Raw genomic sequence first — 20,462 nt, 5'->3', positions numbered from 1 at the left:
CCACGGCCCCGCGTTCCCCACGGCCCCGCGCTCCCCCGCTCCCGCGGTGGTCGCCGCCCTCCGGTGTCTCGACACGCGTCGTCCCGACCGCACACGCGACCGCGAGGCCCCCTTGTCACATTCGATCACCTGTACGTCCCTGTCCTTCGCCTGGCCCGACGGCACCCCCGTCCTCGACGGGCTCGACGTCGCCTTCGGTCCCGGCCGGACCGGACTCGTCGGCGTCAACGGCGCCGGCAAGTCGACCCTGCTGAAGCTGATCGCCGGCGAACTCACCCCCTCCGACGGCACCGTCCGCACGGCGGGCGAGATCGGCCACCTCCCGCAGAACGTCACGCTCGACACCTCCCTCCGCGTCGACGAGGTCCTCGGCATCGCCGCCCGCCGGGCCGCGCTGCACGCCATCGAGGGCGGCGACGGGGCCGAGGAGCACTTCGAGACCCTCGGCGACGACTGGGACGTCGAGGAACGCGCCCTGGCCACCCTCGGCGAACTCGGACTCGGCCGCATCGGCCTGGACCGCACCGTCGGCGAGGTGTCCGGCGGCGAGTCCGTCCTGCTGCGGCTGGCCGCGCTGCTGCTGCGCCGGCCGGACGTCCTGCTGCTCGACGAACCGACCAACAACCTCGACCTGTACGCCCGGCGGCGGCTGTACGCGGCCGTCACGGCCTGGCCGGGCGTGCTGGTCGTCGTCAGCCACGACCGGGAGCTGCTCGAACTCGTCGACCAGATCGCCGACCTGCGCGCCGGGGAGGTGGCCTGGTACGGCGGCAACCTCTCGGCCTACGAGCAGGCGCTCGCCACCGAACAGGAGGCCGCCGAGCGCATGGTGCGCGCCGCGGAGTCCGACCTGCGCAAGCAGAGACGCGAACTGTCCGAGGCCCACGTGAAACTGGCCCGGCGCAAGCGGTACGGCCAGAAGATGTGGGACCAGAAACGCGAGCCGAAGATCGTGATGGGGGCGCGCAAGCGGGCGGCGCAGGAGTCCGCCGGCAAGCACCGCATCCTGCACGAGGAGAGGCTCGCCGAGGCCAGGGAGCGGCTCGACGAGGCCGTCGAGGCGGTCCGCGACGACGACGAGATCCGCATCGACCTGCCGTACACGGCCGTGCCGCCGGGCCGTGAGGTGCTCACCCTGCTGGACCTGCGGCTCGCGCACGGCGCGCGCGTGGCGGGCGGTCTCGACCTGCGCGGGCCCGAGCGGGTGGCGCTGGTGGGGCGCAACGGCGCGGGCAAGACGACGCTGCTGCGCACGATCGCCGGGGAGCTGGATCCGGTGGCGGGCGAGGCACGCGCGCACGTGCCGCTGCGTTTCCTGCCGCAGCGGCTGGACGTCCTCGACGACGGGCTGACGGTCGCCGAGAACGTGGCCCGCTTCGCGCCGGACGCCACGAACAACCGGATCCGGGCCCGGCTGGCCCGCTTCCTGTTCCGGGGCGCCCGCGCCGACCAGAAGGCGGCGACGCTGTCCGGCGGCGAACGGTTCCGGGCGACGCTCGCGGCCCTGATGCTGGCCGAGCCCGCGCCGCAGCTGCTGATGCTGGACGAGCCGACGAACAACCTCGACATGGCGAGCGTGCGGCAGCTCACCTCCGCCCTGGAGTCCTACGAGGGCGCGCTGATCGTGGCCGGCCACGACCTGCCGTTCCTGGAGTCGATCGGCATCACGCGCTGGCTGCTGCTGGACGGGGAACTGCGGGAGACCTCGGCACAGGAGCTGGCGGACCCGGCGTAGCGTGGCGGGTCTCAGGAGGGCCACAGCCCGGCGGCCAGGGTTTTGCCCCGCTGGACCGGCCCTGCATGATGGCTGACCGGCGCCCCTCACCCGGCGCCGGTCAGCCACCGCCGATTCGGAGATCTGGACGTGCCCAGCAAGAAGGCCCTCATCCGCCGCCCCGGCCCGCGCCTCGCCGAAGGTCTGGTGACGCACGTCGAGCGCGGGACGGTCGACGTGGGCCTCGCCCTGGAGCAGTGGGAGGCCTACGCCGAGGCCCTGCGGTCGGCGGGCTGGGAGACCGTCGAGGTCGACCCCGCCGACGACTGCCCGGACGCCGTGTTCGTCGAGGACACGGTGGTGATGTACCGCAACGTCGCCCTGATCGCGCGGTCCGGTGCCGAGTCCCGGCGCGCGGAGACCGCCGGGGTCGAGGAGGCCGTGGCCCGGCTGGGCTGCTCGGTCAACTGGATCTGGGAGCCGGGCACGCTGGACGGCGGTGACGTCCTCAAGTGCGGCGACACGGTCTACGTGGGCCGGGGCGGCCGCACCAACGCGGCCGGCGTCCAGCAGGTGCGGGAAGCCTTCGAACCGCTCGGGGCGCGGGTCGTGGCCGTCCCCGTGAACAAGGTGCTGCACCTGAAGTCGGCGGTCACCGCGCTGCCCGACGGCACGGTGCTCGGCCACATCCCGAAGGTGGACCGGCCGGCGCTGTTCCCGCGGTTCCTGTCGGTGCCCGAGGAGGCGGGCGCCCACGTGGTGCTGCTCGGTGGCCCGAAACTGCTCATCGCCGCGAGCGCGCCGAAGACCGCGGACCTGCTCTCCGACCTCGGGTACGAGCCCGTCGTGGTCGACATCGGCGAGTTCGAGAAGCTCGAGGGATGTGTGACGTGCCTCTCGGTACGGCTGCGGGACCTGTACGCCTGACCGGGTGACCGTGTCACCGGTCGACTCCACGACCCGCGTGTCCCGGGCCCCTCGGGGTACCCGGAAACCTCCCTGGGCGTCCGGCGGGACAGGTGCTGATCAGCGGTCTTTTACGAGAACCTTAACCTACGGCTACGTAACCTACGGGTTCGTAGCCTACGATCCCGTAAGTTGTAGGTTCAGGCACCGCCCGCCGGACGCAGTCCGCTTCACATCACGTCCCCTGGAGTACCCGTGACACTCACCTCCCCGCACCTCGGCAGCCCCTCCGCCGTCTGGACCGACGCCCGGCTGCTGTACGCCCTGGAGGAAGTGGTCGAGACGGAACTGAACCGGCACCTGAAGGTCGCCAAGGACTGGATGCCGCACGAGTACGTGCCGTGGAGCGACGGCCGCAACTTCCCCGGTCTCTTCGAGGACGGCGAGGCCTGGGACAAGGAGCAGTCGAAGGTCACCGAGATCGGCCGGATCGCGCTGGTCGTGAACCTGCTCACCGAGGACAACCTCCCCAGCTACCACCACGAGATCGCCTCGCTGTTCGGCCGTGAGGGCGCCTGGGGCACCTGGGTGCACCGCTGGACGGCGGAGGAGGGCCGGCACGGCATCGTGATGCGCGACTACCTGCTCACCTCGCGCGCGGTCGACCCGGACAAGCTGGAGGCGTTCCGGATGTCCCACATGAGCGAGGGCTTCGAGTCGGACAACCGCCACTCGATGCTGCACTCGGTGGCCTACGTCGCCTTCCAGGAGCTGGCGACCCGCATCTCGCACCGCAACACCGGCCACCAGTCCGGCGACCCGGTCTGCGACCGCATGCTGGCGCGCATCGCGACCGACGAGAACCTCCACATGGTCTTCTACCGCAACCTGCTGAAGGCCGCCTTCGAGCTGGCGCCCGACCTGACCATGCAGGCGGTGCGCGACGTGGTCGTCAACTTCCGCATGCCCGGCCACGGCATCCCCGGCTTCGAGCGGGCGGCGGCGCAGATGGCGATCGGCGAGGTCTACAACATGCGCATCCACCACGACGACGTGCTCCAGCCCGTCCTGCGCCACCTGAAGGTCCTGGAGCTGGACGGCCTCGGCCCGGAGGGCCTGAAGGCACAGGAGGAACTCGGTCTGTTCATGGGCGGTCTGGACGCCGAGGCCCTGAAGTTCGACGAGAAGCTGGCGGCACGCAAGGCCCGTATGGCCGCCCGCGCCGCCGGCTGACCCACCGCCACCGCGACACCTCGCGAACGGCCCGCACCCGGGCGTGCTTCCCGGTGCGGGCCGTTCGCCGTCCGGCCCCCACCGCGTCGGCCCCCACCGCGTCGGCGTCCGGCACCCCGGAGTCAGGTGCGTCCGGCACCCCGGCGTCAGGTGCGTCCGGCGCCGCGGCCGCCCGTCGCGGGGGAAGGACGCGGCGACCTCGGCCCACCCCCGTCGACCACACCCCCGCGGTGCGGTCGTACGGATGCGCCGGCTCCCCGCCACCCACCCGTTCAGCGCGAGGCACGGCGCAGGTGCAGGCGTTCCTTCTCGGACAGGCCGCCCCACACGCCGAAGCGTTCGTCGTGGGCGAGGGCGTAGTCGAGGCACGCGGACCGCATCTCGCACATGCCGCAGATGCGCTTGGCCTCCCGAACCGAGCTGCCCGGTTCCGGGAAGAAGAAGTCCGCCCCGGTCTGCGCGCACAGGGCCTGCCGCTGCCAGTCGAGGTCGGGGGAGGGAATCGTGTCGGTGTACATGGGCAGCATCGTGACGCGCGGCGAAAAACGTTCCCTCAACGGCGGATATACGCGCTCCGGCAGGGCCCCGGCCGCACTGATGGTGCCCCCCGGGAACGCCGCGGCGCACGGCGGCGCGCCGGGCCCGCCGTCCCGGCTCCGGCAGCGGTTGTCGGTGGGCGGTGCGAGACTCGGCAGAGCGGAGAAATAAGAAGCAGCGCACGCGAGCAGTGGGGAGAACCGGACTCCCGAGGAGGAGGGCGAAGATGCTCACCACCCGTTTCGTCGACGGCGCTCCGAACTGGCTCGACATCGGCACGTCCGACATCGACCGCGCCGCCGCCTTCTACCACGCCCTCTTCGGCTGGCGGTTCCGGTCGGCGGGACCCGACGCCGGCGGTTACGGCTTCTTCCAGCTGGACGGGAGGACGGCGGCGGGCGGTATGCAGACCGCTCCCGAGCAGGGCCCGCCGTCGTGGACGGTCTATTTCCGGACAGCCGACGCGGACGCCACCTGCAAGGCCGCCGAGCGGGCGCACGGCAGGACACTGTTCCCACCGCTGGACGTCATGGGCCAGGGCACGACGGCCCTCGTCGCCGACCCGGCGGGTGTGCCCTTCGGCGTCTGGCAGCCGGGCCGGCTGGAGGGCGTGGACGTGGCGGGCGAGCCGGGCTCGCTGTGCCGGGTCGAGCTGTACACCCCGGACATCGCCGCGGCGGCCGCCTTCTACCGCGCCGCCCTGGGCCTGGAGACCGCGGGCGTCGCCCTGCCCGCCGGCACGTACACCAGCGTGAATCCGGCCGGGACGGGCGAGGAGTCCGCGTTCGGCGGGTTCGTGCCGCTGGCCGACGACCCCGCGGAGGCGCCGTACCCGGCGTACTGGCTGCCGTACGTCGAGGTGGCGGACGTCGACGCGGTCGCGGCACGGGCCGGGGAGCTGGGTGGTGTCGTGCGGACGGCCCCGGCGGACGTGGCGGGCGTGGGCCGGACCGCCAGGCTGGCCGATCCGGACGGGGCGCGCTTCGCGGTGATCAGGAGCGAATCCCGGGACGGGTGAGGGCACAGGCGCGCCGCCCCGTGCCCTGCCGTCCGGAGGCGGCCCGCGCTACGCGGAGGCGCGGCACACCAGGGTGGTCGGCAGGACCAGACCGTTCGGGGCGGCGGGTTCCCCGGGGTACGGGGCCGGGGAGGGCTCCGCGGTGTCGCGGCGGTCGGGGCCGCGCAGCAGGAGGCGGGCCATGACGCGGCCCATCTCCTCGATGTCCTGACGGACCGTGGTCAGGGGCGGGTCGGTCTGTTCGGCCAGCGGCACCATGTCGTCGAAGCCGACCACGGCGACGTCCTCGGGCACCCGCAGTCCGCGTTCGCGCAGCACGCGCAGGACGCCCGAAGCGGTGAGGTCGTTTGCGGCGAACACGGCGTCGACGTCCGGGCAGCGGTCGAGCAGCTCGCGCATGGCGCGTTCACCGCCGCCGGGGGTGAAGTCGCTCTCCACCACGAGCCGCGGGTCGGCGTCCCCCCGCACGTCCCGGAAGCCCTGGAGCCGGTCCGCCGCGGAGGTCTGGTCCAGCGGCCCGGTGACGTGCGCGACGCGGGTGCGGCCGAGCCCGACGAGATGCCGTACGGCCTCCCGGGCACCGCCCCGGTTGTCGCTGTCGACGTACCTGACGTCGCGCGTGCCGTCGCCCCAGCCGGGGCGGCCGCCGAACACCGTCGGCACCCCGGCGCCCTGGATCAGTCCGGGGAGCGGGTCGTCGACGTGGAGGGAGAAGACGAGGGCGCCGTCGACATGGCCGCCGGCGAGATAACGGGCGACCCGGACGTGGTCGTCGCGGCCCTCGGTGAGCAGCAGCACGAGTTGGTTGTCGTGAGCGGTCAGCTCCTTGCTGATGCCGCGCAGTTGCAGGGCGAAGAAGGGGTCGGCGAAGACCCGGGTCTCGGGTTCGGCGATGACTACGGCGACGGCGTCGTGCCGCCTCGTCACCAGGCTGCGCGCGGCCTGGTTGGGGACGTACCCGAGTTCGTCCACCGCGCGCCGGACCCGCTCGACGAGCGGCTCGCGGACCCCGTCGCCGCCGTTGACGACCCGTGAGACGGTCGCCCGCGAGACCCCCGCCCGCGCGGCCACTGCCTCCAGCGTGGGACGGGGCGCTGTGTCGCTCACTTCGGGGCTCCTCCTCGGTGCGGTGCGGCTCAGGATAACCGCGGCGGGAGGAGGGGACGGGGGCGCTTTCGCCGCCGGGGGCGGTGGGTCCGCCGTCCGGGGTCCGTCAGTGCTCGTGGGATTCCTGCGGGTCGTGGGAGGCATGGGGGTCGTGGGGCTCGTACCCGGGGATCGTGCCGTCCGGTTTGCGCACCAGGAACAGGCCCACCATCCCCATGTCGGAATGGCTCTGCACATGGCAGTGGTACATCCACGCGCCGGCGCCGACCCCCTCCCCCGCGATCACCTGGAAGCCGAAGGAGTCGGCCGGGCCGACGATCTTGTTGTCGACGACCTGGCTGGAGTCGTCCGGGCCGGTGAGCGTGCCGGTGCGGTTGTCGGCCCAGCGATGTCCGTGCAGGTGGAAGGTGTGGTAGTACTCGCCGTGCGTGATCATCACGAACTCGACGCGGTCGCCCACGACGGCCTCGAAGTCCGGGCCGCCGTGGGCGGGCCTGTTGTTGATCGTCATGTCGTTGAAGACGATCGTGTGGGTGGCGTCGGGCAGGACGTCGCCCTCGCGCCGGACGATCACCGGTCCGTAGAGGCCCTTGCGGATGCCGCCGGTGCCGTGTTCCGTGCCGACGACGTGGTCGTGGTAGTGCCAGTAGCCCGCGCTGCCGGCCCGCCAGGTGCCGTCCGCGCGGCGGCCGGGGAGGTGGGTGCGCCAGGTGTAGGTGCGCGAGCCGCCCGGTTCCACGTCGCTGTGGTTCAGTGCCGTGCCGTCGCTGGAGGTCTCGTAGTCGAGGCCGTGCACGTGCAGGCTCGCCGGCACGTCCAGGGTGTTCTCGAACTCGATGTGGACGGTGTCGCCCTCGTTCACCTCGATCAGCGGGCCGGGGATCGTGGCCCGGCCCTTCTCGAACCCGTAGCCGAGCTGCCCGTCGGGGAGCCTCTCGGCGTACAGCCTGAGGTGCCGCACCTGGCCGCCGGCCGGAGCCGCCGCGGCCCGGGTGCCGGCACCGGCGGCCCGGGAGGCGGTCAGTGACAACGATGTCGCCGCCGCGGCGCCGCCGAGCAGCACCCGCCGGTTGAAACCGCGTCTGTCCATACGGAACTACCCATCCTGGTAAGGGACTTGTGGAGGCGTACCGGTGATGCCCGTGATGAGCCCGTGTGACGGTACCGGTCGCCGCGCCGTTCATCCACACCCAGGACAAAGTTCGTGCCATTGCGGTCATCGGTATTGGCGAGCCGGGCAAAGGGGTCTAGCTTCCTTGGCGCTGCCGCCGCGACCAGGGAGGTGCCCATGCACTTACGAGGGTTGAGCACGACAAGGGTGAGCGAGGCGCGAAGGGCCGGGCGCCGCAGGAGACGGGCCAGGGTGGCCGCCGTGGCCGCCGGGGCCGTCACCGCCGGGCTCCTGTCGGGTCCCGCCGCGCAGGCGCGCCCGGCGCCGGAACCGCCGCTGACAACGATGTCCGTGAAGTCGCCGCCGGGCGGTCCGGGGGTGAACGTCCTCGTCTTCCACGGCTCCGCGGCCGCCGGGGAGGAGTCGCCGGTCGTCGACGCCGGCATCGAGGCGATCGAGGCGATCGGCCTCACCGGGGCGGCGGGGCAGCGCTTCGAGGTCGAGGCCACCGGCGACGCCTCGGTCTTCACCGACGGGGCGCGGCTGGGCGGCTACAACGCCGTCGTGTTCCTGACCGGGGGCGGCGACGTCCTCGATCCCGAGCAGGAGGCGGGCCTGGAGGCCTACATGGAGGCGGGCGGCGGTTTCGTCGGCCTCCACGACGCGGCGCGCGCGGAACCGTACTCGGACTGGTTCACCGGTCTGATCGGCGCCCGCCCGGCGGCGAACGGTCCGAGCGCCGTGCAGCGGGCCACCGTCGAGGTGGGCGACCGCCGGCACCCGGCCGGGAAGGACCTCCCCGTCGAGTGGAAGCGCCCCGACCGGTGGCCGAACTGGACGCGCAACCCCTCCGGCACCGTGCACACCGTCGCCCGGGTGCGCGAGTCGACGTACCGGCCGGGCGCTAGCGCCAACGGCGCCGACCACCCGATCAGCTGGTGCCGGGACTACGACGGCGGCCGGTCCTTCTACACGGGCATGGGCGGCACCGCGTCCTCGTACGACGAGACGGACTTCCGCGCGCACCTGCGGGGCGCGCTGCTGTGGACGACCCGGCTGGCGCAGGCCGACTGCAAGGCGACGATCGCGGCGAACTACAGGGCCGAGCGGCTGACCCGGCCCAACCGGCCGGGCCAGAACGACCAGATCGGTGAGCCGCACGGCCTGGTCACGGCACCCGACGGGCGGGTGCTGTACATCGGCCGCGGCGGCGCCGACTCCTCCCGGCCCGTGATCACCGACTGGAACGATCCGGACGTCGGCAAGGGCCTGGGCGAGATCCACGTCTACGACCCGGCGACGAGGGAGGTGACCCTGGCGGGCGCGTTGACCGTGTTCGGCAACAAGGGCGGCGGCGACGAGCTGGTCAAGGTCGAGGAAGGGCTGCTCGGCATCGAGCTGGACCCGCGGTTCGAACAGAACGGCTGGGTGTACCTGCACTACACGCCCCACGCGGGGGTCGACCGCGAGAAGCGGACGGCCGAGCGGCGCGTCTCCCGTTTCACGCTCGACCCCGCCACGGACAGACTGGACCTCGGCAGCGAGAAGGTACTGCTGAAGTGGCCGGTGCAGGTGCACAGTTGCTGCCACGCCGGCGGCGGGATGGCCTGGGACTCCAAGGGCAACCTGTACATCGCGACCGGCGACAACAACTCGAGTGGCTTCAGCGGTGGTTACTCCGGCAACAACCCACAGCCGAACTACAAGGGCGTCTCCTTCGCCGACGCGCGCCGCACCGCCGGGAACACCAACAACCTCAACGGCAAGATCCTGCGCATCCACCCGGAGCCGGACGGCACGTACACGCTCCCCGAGGGCAACCTCTTCACCGGCCGGGAGACCGACGAGGGCGGCGGCAAGACGCGCGGCGAGATCTACGTGATGGGAGTCCGCAACCCGGCCCGCATCTCGGTCGACCGGCAGACCGACGTCCTGTACGCGGGCTGGGTGGGACCGGACGCGAGCGCCCCGTCGACGACGTGGGGCCCCGCGAAGTACGACACGTTCGCCGTCATCACCAAGGCGTCCAACCGGGGTTGGCCGTACTGCATGGGCAACAAGCAGCCCTACCGCGACCGCAACCTGCCGGACCCGACGCAGCCGCTCGGCTGGTACGACTGCGACCACCCGAGGAACGAGTCGCCGAACAACGACGGTCTGGTCGACCTGCCGCCGGTCACCGGCAACAACATCTGGTACTCGCCCCAGGGCGGCGCCCCGGACTATCCGCGGGACGCGAGCGGCATCCCGTCGTACAAGCAGGAGGAGGCCCGCCATCTGCTCCCCTGGCTGAAGGGCGGCGGTCAGGCCGCGATGAACGGGCCCGTCTACCGCTACGACGCGGCGAACGCGAACCCGGCCAGGTGGCCCGCCTACTGGGACGGCAAGTGGTTCGTCGGCGACTTCTACGACGGCGACCAGCCGCGCGACGCGGTGCTGATGAACCCGGCGACCCAGGGCGACGGGGGACTGCCGGTGCACTCCGAGTCGTTGAAGAAAATCGTGCCGGTCGGCAACGACGGCATCAAGAACCTCATGGACTGGAAGTTCGGCCCGGACGGCGCGCTCTACGTCCTCGACTACGGGCGCGGCTTCTTCACCTCCGACGCCAAGTCGGCTCTGTGGCGGGTCACTTACACCGGCGGCGGGCCGACCCCGGCCGCGGGGCAGCTCGTGAGGGGGACGCTGTGACGGGGCGACGGAGGGTGTGGACGGCGCTGCTGGCCGCCGTACTGACGGTGCTCGGGCTGCAGGCCGCGCCGAGCGCCGCGCGGCCCGGGCAGGACCTGCCGTCCGCGCCGCCCGCCGCGGCCGCGCAGGTGCTGACCTGGACGGCGGGCGACGACATCACCCGGTACACGACGGCGCCGACGACGGCGGTGGCGGGGCCGGCGACGGTCGTCTTCGAGAACAGCGCGGCGACCGGCAACACCACGGGAATGCCGCACACGTTGACGTTCGTGACCAGTGACCCCGAGTTCAACGACGACGTGCGGCTGAACATCCTGGCCAACCCGAACGACGACACGGGCGGCCGGCACACCGCCGAGGTCACGCTCTCCCCGGGCCGCTACCTCTACCACTGCACGATCCCCGGGCACGGCCAGATGCAGGGCATCCTGGTGGTGACCGAGGGCAGCGGCGAGGACACCACCGCGCCGGAGACGGCGGCGCGGGTGAGCGGGGTACAGAACGCCCAGGGCGAGTACGTCGGATCGGCGAGCGTGACGGTCTCGGCGACCGACGACGCCGGCGGGTCGGGGGTCGACCGGATCCAGTACGCCGTCGACGCCACGGGCGACTGGCTGCCGTACACCGCGCCCGTGGTCGTCGACCGGGTCGGCGGCCACACGGTCCGCCACCGCGCCTTCGACAAGGCGGGCAACGTCTCCGCCGAGAAGAGCGTGACGTTCACCGTGGCTGCCCCGCCCTCCGACGACACCACCCCGCCGGAGACCTCGGCGACGGTGAGCGGGGAGCGGAACACCGACGGGACCTATGTCGACATGGCGACCGTCACGGTCACGGCGTCCGACACGGGGTCGGGTGTCGACCGCATCCAGTACGCGGTCGGCACGGCGGGCGACTGGACCCTGTACACCGCCCCCGTCATGCTCCATCAGGCCGGCACCCACACCGTCCGCTACCGGGCCGTCGACAAGGCGGGCAACGCGTCGGCCGAGCGGGTCGTCACGTTCACGGTGGTCGCCGCGCCCCCGCGGGACACCACTCCCCCGGTGACCGGCGTGACCGTCGAGGGCACGCGCAACTCCGCGGGCGCCTACGTCGGCAACGCCCGCGTCACCGTCAGCGCGAGCGACGAGGGCGGCTCCGGGGTCGCGGCCGTCGAGTACTCGCTCGACGGCGGGCCCTACCTGGCGTACGGCGCACCGGTGGTCGTCGACCGGGCCGGCACCCACACGGTGGCGTACCGGGCGAGCGACAGGGCGGGCAACACCGCTGCGGCGCGCAGCGTGAGCTTCGCGGTGGCGGCCGGCGGCGGGGTGCCCGCGCCCGACTGCCCCGAGTGGGACGAGCGGTCGACGGTGATCGTCGGCACGGTCGGCACCGGGGTGCCGAACCGGGTGACCGACAACCGGTGCCGGATCAACGAGTTGATCGAGGACGAGCGGGAGTGGACGTCCCACGCCCTGTTCCTCAAGCACGTGCGGACCGTCCTGGACGGGCTGCTGCGGGGCGGGGTCGTCGACGAGCGGGAGCACGGCGCCGTCCTCGACGCGGCCCGCGCGTCCGGGATCGGCAGGCCGGGGCAGACCGAGGGCTACCGCACGATCATGGACGGCAGCGCGGAGTCCCTCGCCCGGTGGGAGCACGTGGGCGGCGGCTCCTTCGCCCCGAACGGCGACGGCTCGATCACCTCGGGCACCACGAGGGACGGTCTCGGGATGCTGTGGTTCCCGCAGCGCAGGTACGGCGACTTCTCGCTGCGGTTGCAGTGGCGGGACGACGCGCCGGGCACCGGGAACGCCAACTCCGGTGTGTTCGTGCGCTTCCCGTGGGTCCACGGCCAGGCCGAGGAGCCGCGTCCGGAGTGGGCGGCCATCAAGTACGGGCACGAGGTGCAGGTGCTGGACCGGCCCGACGGCGACCTGTACAAGACCGGCTCGGTCTACGGCTTCGACCGGGTGGGCCTGGCCGGGGCCGGCGTGACCCAGAAGGGCACCTGGAACGACTACGAGATCCGGGTGGTCGGCCAGCACTACTCGGTGTTCCGCAACGGTGTGCTGATCAACGAGTTCGACAACACGGGTGGCCAGGAGTTCTCCCCGCCGCGGGCGGACGATCCGGGCACGGACGGGCGGCGGTTCGCCTCCGGCTACCTGGGCCTCCAGGTGCACGGCACGACGGACGTGGTGTCGTACCGGGACATCCGGATCAAGGACCTGTAGGTGCCCGCGACCGGAGTCGTGTCGCTGTGGCCCGGCCTCGGGGAACACCGGTACAGCGGTTGCCGGTGAGACGGTCATGGTCCGATCGGTGTGAGGGTGCTGACGCGGTTCTCGTATTCGCGGCAGGCCTTGCGCTGGGCCGGAACAGCCGGGACGCCCCGGCCGCCGTCGAGCGGCCGGCGGCGGTCGAGGAGCCGGCGGCGGTCGAGGAGCCGGCGGTGCACGGCGGGACAGCGCTGACGCGCAGGCTGTAGCCCTGGCCGCGTCGTACGGCCGCCCCTTGATCGAGCGTGGCGCGCTCGGCGGGCTCCAGTTCGGTGGAGCGGAAGAAGTCGGCGCCCTTGCCCGGCATGTCGAGGGTGACCGGCAGCTCCGGGGCGGGGGCGTCCTCCTCGATGGCGGCGTGGTCGGGCAGGAGGCCGGCGACGGCCATGCGGATCGCGCGCCGCGGCTGACGCCGTGGTCGCGGGTGAGGGCGGCTGTCGAACGCCCTTCCAGGTAGGCGGTGCGCACGGTCTCGGTCTTGTCGGCCGCCACGGCGGGGCGGCGCCCACCCTTGCTGCCCCTGGCCCCGGCGGCGCGCAGTCCGTCGTAGGTCAGCTCGCGCTGGAGTCCGCCGGCGGCGGCGAGGGTTTGCACCATGAACTTCACGGTGGACAGCAGCTCGCCGGTGCGCGGGTGGCGGGCGGTGAGGTCCATCGCGGAGAACGCGCCGTCGTGGACGCGCAGGGCGAGGCGGTCGCGGCGCAGGACGTCGAGCACGTCAAGGATGTGCCTGGTGCCGCGTACGAGGCGGAACATCTCGGAGATGTGCGCGGTGTCGCCCGGCCGCACGTACGCCAACGGCTCGCCGGACTTCGGCTGCTGGAGGGGGTGCAGGCGGCTGGAGGTGTCCGGGTCCTCCTCGAAGACGACCGGGTCCTCGATCCCGGATTCCTGAAGGACGAGGTTCTACCGGGCGGTCGACGTCTGGGTTGAATGCCCCATGTCCGCCCGGTGGTCCAGTGACCTCTGGAGTGACCTCGTGGCCGATCCGATGTTCATCCGGCTCACATGCAAGCACGTCAAGCCACTGATGGGTGCGGGCAGGCAACGGTCCTGCGGGACTTCCTCCCTGTGCGTCGAGTCGTGCCGGTTCGCCGTCAGCCCCAGCGTTTACGATCTTGAGACCCATGATGTGAAAGTTCGATGGGCGAGTCGTGTTACCGCAAGGGAGAAATGATGAAGCGAAGAGCGGGGAACGGGGTGCTCCGTCAACGGCGCAGACCGTCAACGGCCTTGCGCCGAATAGCCATGGCTGTGGCTGCGGTCATGGCGACCCAGGCCGCGACGGTGTCCGTCGCGACAGGTGGGGCGTTCGCGGCTGACTCGGGTGGAGCGGAGGCCATCACGGCTTCCGCGGAGACGAAGTCGGCTGCCTCGTCGGCGGATTCGGTGGCCGCGGCGCTGCTGATGGCCCGGATGCAGGACCGGAAGATCGAGGTGACCTCCGAGCGGACGGACACCTCGACGACCTACGCCCTGCCCTCCGGGGAGTTGCAAACGTCTACGTATGCCGGGCCGATCCGGCAGCAGGTGGACGGCAAGTGGCAGGACATCGACACCGATCTGTCGGACACCGGCGCGTCGCTGGAGCCCGGCGTGGTGGCGGCCGACATTGCCATCTCCGACGGCGGGGACACCGCGCTGGTGTCGGTCGGCAACGGGTCCAAGTCCTTCGGACTGGGCTGGGAGTCGAAGCTGCCGACCCCGTCGGTGAAGGACGACACCGCTTCCTACGACCTGGGCGACGGCCAGACCCTCACGGTCACCGCGCTCGCTCAGGGCTTCAGCCAGAACGTCGTACTCGACAAGGCGCCGGACCAGGCGCCGGTGTACCGGATCTCCCTGAATCTCAAGGGACTTGAGCTGTCGGTGGCCGACTCCGGGCATCTGCTGCTGAAGGACTCCGGCGGCAAGCTGGTCGCCGAGGCGCCCGCGCCGATGATGTGGGACTCCTCCAAGGACGACGCGTCCGGCGAGTCGAAGCACCAGGTGCCCGTCACCACCAAGGTCGAGACCGCGGATGACGGCTCCCAGGCCTTGGTCCTCGCCCCGGACGCGGACTACTTCGCGCAGGACCTGACCTACCCGGTCACCGTCGATCCCACTTCCACCCTGGCCGTGACCACGGACACCTGGGTGGCGACGAACTACACCGACTCACAGGTCTCCTCGACCGAGCTGAAGTCGGGGACCTACGACGCCGGTTCGACGAAGGCCCGGTCGTATCTGAAGTTCGATGTGTCGGCGTTCAAGGGCAAGCACATCACCGACACCAACCTGGCGCTGTACTCGTACTACTCCTCGACCTGTTCCACCTCCGGCGCGGGGACGCAGGTGCGGCGGATCACTTCGACGTGGTCGTCCACCGACATCACCTGGGCCGACCAGCCGTCCACCACCACGACCGGCGCGGTGACCAACACCGCGGCCAAGGGCTACAGCAGCACCGACTGCCCGGCTGGCACGATGAACTTCGACATCGATGCCATCGTGCAGGCCTGGGCAGACGGCTCGGCCAACTACGGGCTGCAGATCGCGGGCGCGAGCGAGACCGACAGTCTGACCTGGCGGCGTTTCCGCTCGGCGAACACGTCTCCGGGGACGGCTCGACCGAGCCACACCTGACGGTGACGTACAACTCCTACCCGTCGGTGCCGACGGCGACGGCCATCTCGCCGTCACAGGTCAACGCCTACAGCGGCAGGCGGTATGTGACGACGTACACGCCAACGGTGTCGGCGAAGGTCACGGACGTGGACGGTTCGTCGGTCAAAGCACAGTTCGAGATCACCAACGACCCGGCCTACTCCGGGGAAACGTCCTACTCCTACACCGGCACCTCGGCCTCGGTGGTGTCCGGCGGGACGGCGAAGCTGACCATCCCGTCGGCGAACCAGCTGGCCGCGGCGCATCTGCGGATGCGGGTGCGGGGCTATGACGGCACGGACTACGGATCTTGGTCGTCGTACCTCTACTTCGTGCCGAACGTCGCCAAGCCCGTTGCCCCGACCGTCACCTGCGACACATACACGCAGAACAACTGGACAGCCAAGGCCGACGCTGCCGTGTCCTGCACCCTGGACACCACGTCCTCCGACGGTGCGGGCTACCACTGGGGCCTGGACAACAGCAGCCTGCCGAACAAGAAGCTGGACACCACCAACGGCAACGGCGGTGACGCACTCACCGTCTCCATCGACCCCGCGAACGGCTGGCACACGCTGTACGCGCGCACGGTCGACTCCGGAGGAAACCTGTCTTCGGCCACGACCGCCTACAGCTTCGGCGTGGGCGCGGACGGCGCGGCGATCCTGTCTCCGCAGGACGGCGACGACACCGCCCGCCGCCTCACCCTGTCCGCCAAGGGCCTGACCTCCTACACCGGGGTCACCTGGCAGTACCGCCGCGGGGAGGAGGACTCCTGGCGCACCGTGCCAGTCGGTGACGTCACCGCTTCCGGCAATGCCGTCTCCGCCTGGCCGGTAGCGGTCGCCTCCGGCACCGCGACCAAGCTGGTGTGGAACACGGTGAACACCCTGTCCGAGGACGGTGTGATCGAACTCCGTGCCGCATTCACCGACGGCACCACCACCGGCCACACCCAGACCGTCGAGGTCACCCTCGACAGGGACGCCGGCACCGCACCGAGCGCCCCCGTGGGGCCCGGATCAGTGAACCAGCTGACCGGTGACTACACCCTGGCCGCCACCGACGCCTCGGCGTTCGACACGACGGTGAGTCGGGTCTTCTCGTCCCGGGCGAACGACACGGACGACGAGGGCCAGGCGCAGATCTTCGGCCCGGGATGGATCTCGTCCGTCGCTTCCCAGGGCGCTGCCTACACGCAGGTGCGTGCCACCTCCAGCACCTCGGTCGAGGTGCTGAGCGCGGACGGCAGCACCATCGCGTTCACCAGCACCACCGGCGGCGGCTGGAAGGCCCAGCCGGGCCATGAGTCCCTGACCCTGACGGGCACGCTGTCGGGGACGAAGTTCACCCTCACCGACACCGATGCCAACAGCACAGTGTTCGCCAAGGCCGCCTCCGCGGTCTCGACCTGGACCCTGTCGTCCACGGCTTCCGCGATGGGCGACTCGTCCGTCACCATCGCGTCGGAGTCGGTGGTGGTCGGCGACGACACGCTGGCCCGTCCGAAGTACGTCATCTCTCCGACGCCGGCGGTCACCACGGCCGGCTGCCAGGCGGACCCCTCGACGAAGGGCTGCCGGGTACTGGAGTTCGTCTACGCCGACAGCACCACCGCCACGAGCAGTGCCCTGGGCGACTACAGGAACCGGGTCAAGGCCGTGAAGCTGTGGGCAACCAGCCCGGGTGCCTCCGCTGCCACGACCGAGACGGTCACGTCCTACGCCTATGACGCTTCCGGGAACCTGCGCGGTGTGTGGGATCCGCAGATCAGCCCGGCGCTGAAGACTACCTACACCTACGACTCGGACGGCCGCCTCGCGACCCTCACCGAGCCGGGGGAGCTTCCCTGGACCTTCAGCTACGGCACGGCCGGCTCCACGCTGACCTCCGGTGCAGGCATGCTGCTGAAGGCCTCGCGCTCCGCGCTCACCCAGGGGTCGAACAGCGACGTCTCCGGTACGGCAGTGACCAGCGTCGTCTACGATGTCCCGCTGTCCGGCATCACAGCTCCGTACCAGCTGGACCAGGACACCGTCACCGGCTGGGCCCAGGACGAGGCACCGACCGACGCCACGGCGGTCTTCCCGCCCGGCTCGTCGCCTTCCTCCCACACCGGGAGCGCCCTCGCCGCCGACGCATACACCACCGCCACCATCACCTACATCGACGCCAACGGCCAGGAAACCAACACCGCCACACCCGGCGGCTCGATCACCACGACCGAGTACGACGAGTTCGGCAACACGGTTGCCGAACTGAGTGCCGCCAACCGTGAACTGGCGCTGGGTACCGCTACTGGTGCCGACACGCTGGCCGCGCTCGGTCTGGCCGACCTGTCCACCGCGGACCGCGCCCGGCTGCTGGCCGTGGTCTCCGAGTACTCCTCCGACGGTGAGCGCCTGCTGGACGAGTACGGTCCACTGCACGAGGTCACCCTCACCAGGCAACTGGCGGGTTCCACCGCCGAGTCCACCCTCCCGGCGGGATCGGTCGTCCCCGCGCGCACGCACACCTCGTACGCCTACGACGAGAACCGTCCCTCCGACGCCGAGTTGTCGGACCTGGTGACCACCACCAGGACCGGCGCCTTTGTCGACGGGTACGGTACGGACGCGGATGTCCGCACCGTGACCACCGCCTACGACTGGTCCACGGGCCAGACGACGGCCAGCGGCGGCGACGACACCACCGGCACGGTCGCTACCTACGACTCCGCCGGGAAGGTGGCCACCACCCGTACCGCGGGATCCAGCGGAGCGGACGCCGCGACCGTCAAGTACGAGTACTACACCGCCGACGGCACCGGCACCTACGAGAGCCGACCGGAGTGGGCGGGCCTGGCCTGCCGCACCTCACCGGCGGCCGACATCACCGAGGGAGGAACCAACCCCGACGAGACGGTGACCACGGTCTACACCTACGACCGGTGGCTCCAGCTCGCCACGAAGACCGAGACCGCCAATGGCGTGACCCGCACCACGACCATCACCAAGGACAACGCGGGACGGCCGGTAAGGACGACCATCAGCGGCGGCACCGGAAAGGACGTCCCGGCCACGACGGTCACCTACAACGAGACCAACGGCCGACTGTCCCAGCGGACCGCGAACGGGCAGACCATCGCCTACACCTACGACACCCTCGGCCGTCCGACGTCGTACGGCGACGGCGCCGGCAACGTCACCACCACCTCCTACGACATCCTCGACCGGCCCGTGAAGGTCACGGACTCGGCTCCGTCCACCGTGACCTACGCGTACGACACGGCCGGCAACCGAAAGTCGCTCACGGACTCGGTCGCGGGAACCTTCACCGCGTCGTACGACGCCGACGGCACCCTCGTCTCCGAGTCCCTGCCCGGCGGCACCACGCTGACCATCGGCACGGACACCACCGGCACCGAGACGGGCCGGGTATACGCCGATGCCAACGGCACGGCGATCGTCTCGGACACCGTCCGCCACAACGCACGCGGTGAACAGGTCGGACACACCCAGACCGACGGCTCCACCACAGACACGGCCTACACCTACGACAGTGCCGCACGCCTCACCCAGGCCACCGACACCACCGCCACCGGCTGCACCACCCGCGCCTACACCCTTGACGCGAGCAGCAACCGCACCGCGCTGAAGACCACCACGGACGACTGCGACAGCAGCACCGACGATGCCGCCACGGCCTCGACGTCGTACGACCACGACAGCGCGGACAGGCTCATCGCGTCCGGCGTGGCCTACGACGCGTTCGGCCGAACCACCACCAGCGGCAACAGCACACTGACCTACTACGCCAACGACCTCGTGAACAGCGAGACCGTCGGCACCAGCCGCCGCACCTGGTCCCTGGACCCTGCCGCGCGACTGGCCGTGTCCGCCGACCAGACCCAGGCGACGGACGGGTCCTGGACCACCACGGGCAGCATCACCAACCACTACGGCTGCGACTGCGACAGCCCCAGCTGGAGCAAGTCCTCGTCAGGCGCCGTCAGCCGCAACGTGGCCGATCTGACCGGCACTCTCGCGGCGGTCACCACGGCCTCGGGTGACACGGTGCTCCAACTGTCCAACGTCCACGGGGACATCACGGTCCAGCTCCCGCTGGACACCTCCGTAGCGCCGACCGTCCAGCAGTACGACGAGTACGGCAACGCACTCGACGGAACGGTATCGACCGCATACGGATGGCTGGGCTCCTACCAGCGGGACAGCGGCACGCTCAGCGGCATCACGCTCATGGGCGTCCGGCTCTACGACGCCGGAAGCGGCCGCTTCCTCCAGAGCGACCCGGTGTACGGAGGAAACGACAATAGCTACGAGTACTGCCGCGGAAACCCCGTCTCCTGCACGGACCTCAGCGGCGCCTACTCCTACACGTTCACCTACTACATCGGTGCGTACTTCAGCTCCGCCAAGACGGTGTTCAAGTGGATCCGCAATCATTTCTGGGTGTTCCCCCTCAGCGGATGTGGCGCCACCCTCAACCGAGGCGAGCGATGCAACCTCAAGCCCGTGCTCGGTCCCGTCAAGGTGGAGAAGCTGACCTCGACCTACTTCCAGTTCCTCTCCCTGAAGGGGCACTTCGAAGGACCCGGCAAGCGGCTGAGGTTCACCTTCAGCAAGAGCCGGGGAGTGATCTCCATGAAGGTCAAGGCATGGGGCCCCAACAACACCAGATGCAACAACAACACGCTCTGCTCGACAGCCAACAAGATCGCGGCGCGGACCGGATTCGCAGCGTTCGCTTCCAATATCGCGTTCTACACGTCGCTCTACGGGATCTGGTGATCACACGATGAACGCACAGATTCATGAACCGGCGAGGCCCGTCCTCACCTCTCTGGTGATCACGACGCTCGCGGCGGTTCCCTGGATCCTCGCCGTGCTCCCGCTCACCCTCAACGGCATGCAGCAGATAGAGGAATCCGGCGGTTTGGGAACCCGGTCCGTCGGACTGGGCATCACGATGCTGGCGCTTGCGGCACTGCCGCTCGTCGCCTCGGCACTGGTCCTCACATATGGGCTGACCGCCCGGATGGAGGTCCACAAGATGGTGCAGATCACGGCAGCGGCCCTCTTCTTCGGAGGCCTGGTGTCGTTCCTGTTCGCCGTCCTGCTCGCCATGGCGTAAGCAGGAGGCGGTAAGCACGGTGGTGGGGGGGGCCCCCCCCCCCCCCGCCCCCCCCCCCCCCCCCCCCCCCCCCCCCCCCCCACCCCAACCCCCCCCCGCCAG

At 70.9% G+C, this 20,462-nt stretch carries 13 protein-coding genes; 10 read left to right on the top strand and 3 right to left on the bottom strand.

Translation table 11 applies throughout. The features are described 5' to 3' along the window. The first annotated feature begins 112 nt into the window (after positions 1 to 112). The 3 genes from ACGFQC_RS29310 to ACGFQC_RS29300 all read left to right on the top strand — a co-directional run bounded on the left by ACGFQC_RS29310 (position 113) and on the right by ACGFQC_RS29300 (position 3,853). The gene (locus ACGFQC_RS29310; protein ID WP_363090704.1) at positions 113 to 1,735 is read left to right on the top strand and encodes an ABC-F family ATP-binding cassette domain-containing protein; all 1,623 of its coding nucleotides are present in this window, start codon (positions 113 to 115) and stop codon (positions 1,733 to 1,735) included. 129 nt (positions 1,736 to 1,864) lie between these two features. Then, entirely contained in the window at positions 1,865 to 2,641 is a 777-nt protein-coding gene (ddaH, locus tag ACGFQC_RS29305) for a dimethylargininase (protein WP_363090705.1), read from the top strand. Positions 2,642 to 2,875: 234 nt separating this feature from the next. Beyond that, positions 2,876 to 3,853 carry an acyl-ACP desaturase gene (locus tag ACGFQC_RS29300; RefSeq protein ID WP_363090706.1) on the top strand — a complete coding sequence of 326 codons (978 nt, stop codon included), beginning with the start codon at positions 2,876 to 2,878 and terminating at the stop codon, positions 3,851 to 3,853. 272 nt (positions 3,854 to 4,125) lie between these two features. Here the strand turns inward: ACGFQC_RS29300 and ACGFQC_RS29295 are convergent, their stop codons facing one another. Continuing rightward, on the bottom strand, positions 4,126 to 4,371 hold the full coding sequence (locus tag ACGFQC_RS29295) for a WhiB family transcriptional regulator (protein WP_363090707.1): 246 nt from the start codon (positions 4,369 to 4,371) through the stop codon (positions 4,126 to 4,128). A 245-nt stretch (positions 4,372 to 4,616) separates the two neighbouring features. On the opposite strand from ACGFQC_RS29295, the gene ACGFQC_RS29290 reads away from it, so the two are divergent. Next, positions 4,617 to 5,408 (top strand): VOC family protein, encoded by a 792-nt coding sequence (locus tag ACGFQC_RS29290; RefSeq protein ID WP_363090708.1) that lies wholly within the window; start codon positions 4,617 to 4,619, stop codon positions 5,406 to 5,408. 48 nt (positions 5,409 to 5,456) lie between these two features. On the opposite strand, the gene ACGFQC_RS29285 is transcribed toward ACGFQC_RS29290, so the two are convergent. Continuing rightward, on the bottom strand, positions 5,457 to 6,515 hold the full coding sequence (locus ACGFQC_RS29285; protein WP_363090709.1) for a LacI family DNA-binding transcriptional regulator: 1,059 nt from the start codon (positions 6,513 to 6,515) through the stop codon (positions 5,457 to 5,459). Between the two features lie 106 nt (positions 6,516 to 6,621). Further along, the gene (locus tag ACGFQC_RS29280; protein ID WP_363090710.1) at positions 6,622 to 7,605 is read right to left on the bottom strand and encodes a multicopper oxidase domain-containing protein; all 984 of its coding nucleotides are present in this window, start codon (positions 7,603 to 7,605) and stop codon (positions 6,622 to 6,624) included. A gap of 198 nt (positions 7,606 to 7,803) precedes the next feature. On the opposite strand from ACGFQC_RS29280, the gene ACGFQC_RS29275 reads away from it, so the two are divergent. The 6 genes from ACGFQC_RS29275 to ACGFQC_RS29250 all read left to right on the top strand — a co-directional run bounded on the left by ACGFQC_RS29275 (position 7,804) and on the right by ACGFQC_RS29250 (position 20,360). After that, positions 7,804 to 10,317 carry a ThuA domain-containing protein gene (locus ACGFQC_RS29275; protein ID WP_393288901.1) on the top strand — a complete coding sequence of 838 codons (2,514 nt, stop codon included), beginning with the start codon at positions 7,804 to 7,806 and terminating at the stop codon, positions 10,315 to 10,317. 14 nt (positions 10,318 to 10,331) lie between these two features. Beyond that, positions 10,332 to 12,536 (top strand): OmpL47-type beta-barrel domain-containing protein, encoded by a 2,205-nt coding sequence (locus tag ACGFQC_RS29270; RefSeq protein WP_363090773.1) that lies wholly within the window; start codon positions 10,332 to 10,334, stop codon positions 12,534 to 12,536. A 717-nt stretch (positions 12,537 to 13,253) separates the two neighbouring features. Beyond that, on the top strand, positions 13,254 to 13,514 hold the full coding sequence (locus ACGFQC_RS29265; protein WP_363090711.1) for a hypothetical protein: 261 nt from the start codon (positions 13,254 to 13,256) through the stop codon (positions 13,512 to 13,514). A 333-nt stretch (positions 13,515 to 13,847) separates the two neighbouring features. Continuing rightward, the gene (locus ACGFQC_RS29260) at positions 13,848 to 15,206 is read left to right on the top strand and encodes a DNRLRE domain-containing protein (RefSeq protein WP_363090712.1); all 1,359 of its coding nucleotides are present in this window, start codon (positions 13,848 to 13,850) and stop codon (positions 15,204 to 15,206) included. 2 nt (positions 15,207 to 15,208) lie between these two features. Beyond that, entirely contained in the window at positions 15,209 to 20,017 is a 4,809-nt protein-coding gene (locus ACGFQC_RS29255; protein WP_363090713.1) for an RHS repeat-associated core domain-containing protein, read from the top strand. A gap of 7 nt (positions 20,018 to 20,024) precedes the next feature. Continuing rightward, positions 20,025 to 20,360 (top strand): hypothetical protein, encoded by a 336-nt coding sequence (locus ACGFQC_RS29250; protein WP_363090714.1) that lies wholly within the window; start codon positions 20,025 to 20,027, stop codon positions 20,358 to 20,360. Positions 20,361 to 20,462: the final 102 nt, after the last annotated feature.

Source organism: Streptomyces sp. NPDC048734 (genome assembly GCF_043198675.1).
Taxonomy (GTDB): Bacteria; Actinomycetota; Actinomycetes; order Streptomycetales; family Streptomycetaceae; genus Streptomyces.
The sequence above is the reverse complement of the archived record's forward strand: the minus strand, read 5'-3'. Positions and strand labels throughout refer to the sequence as shown.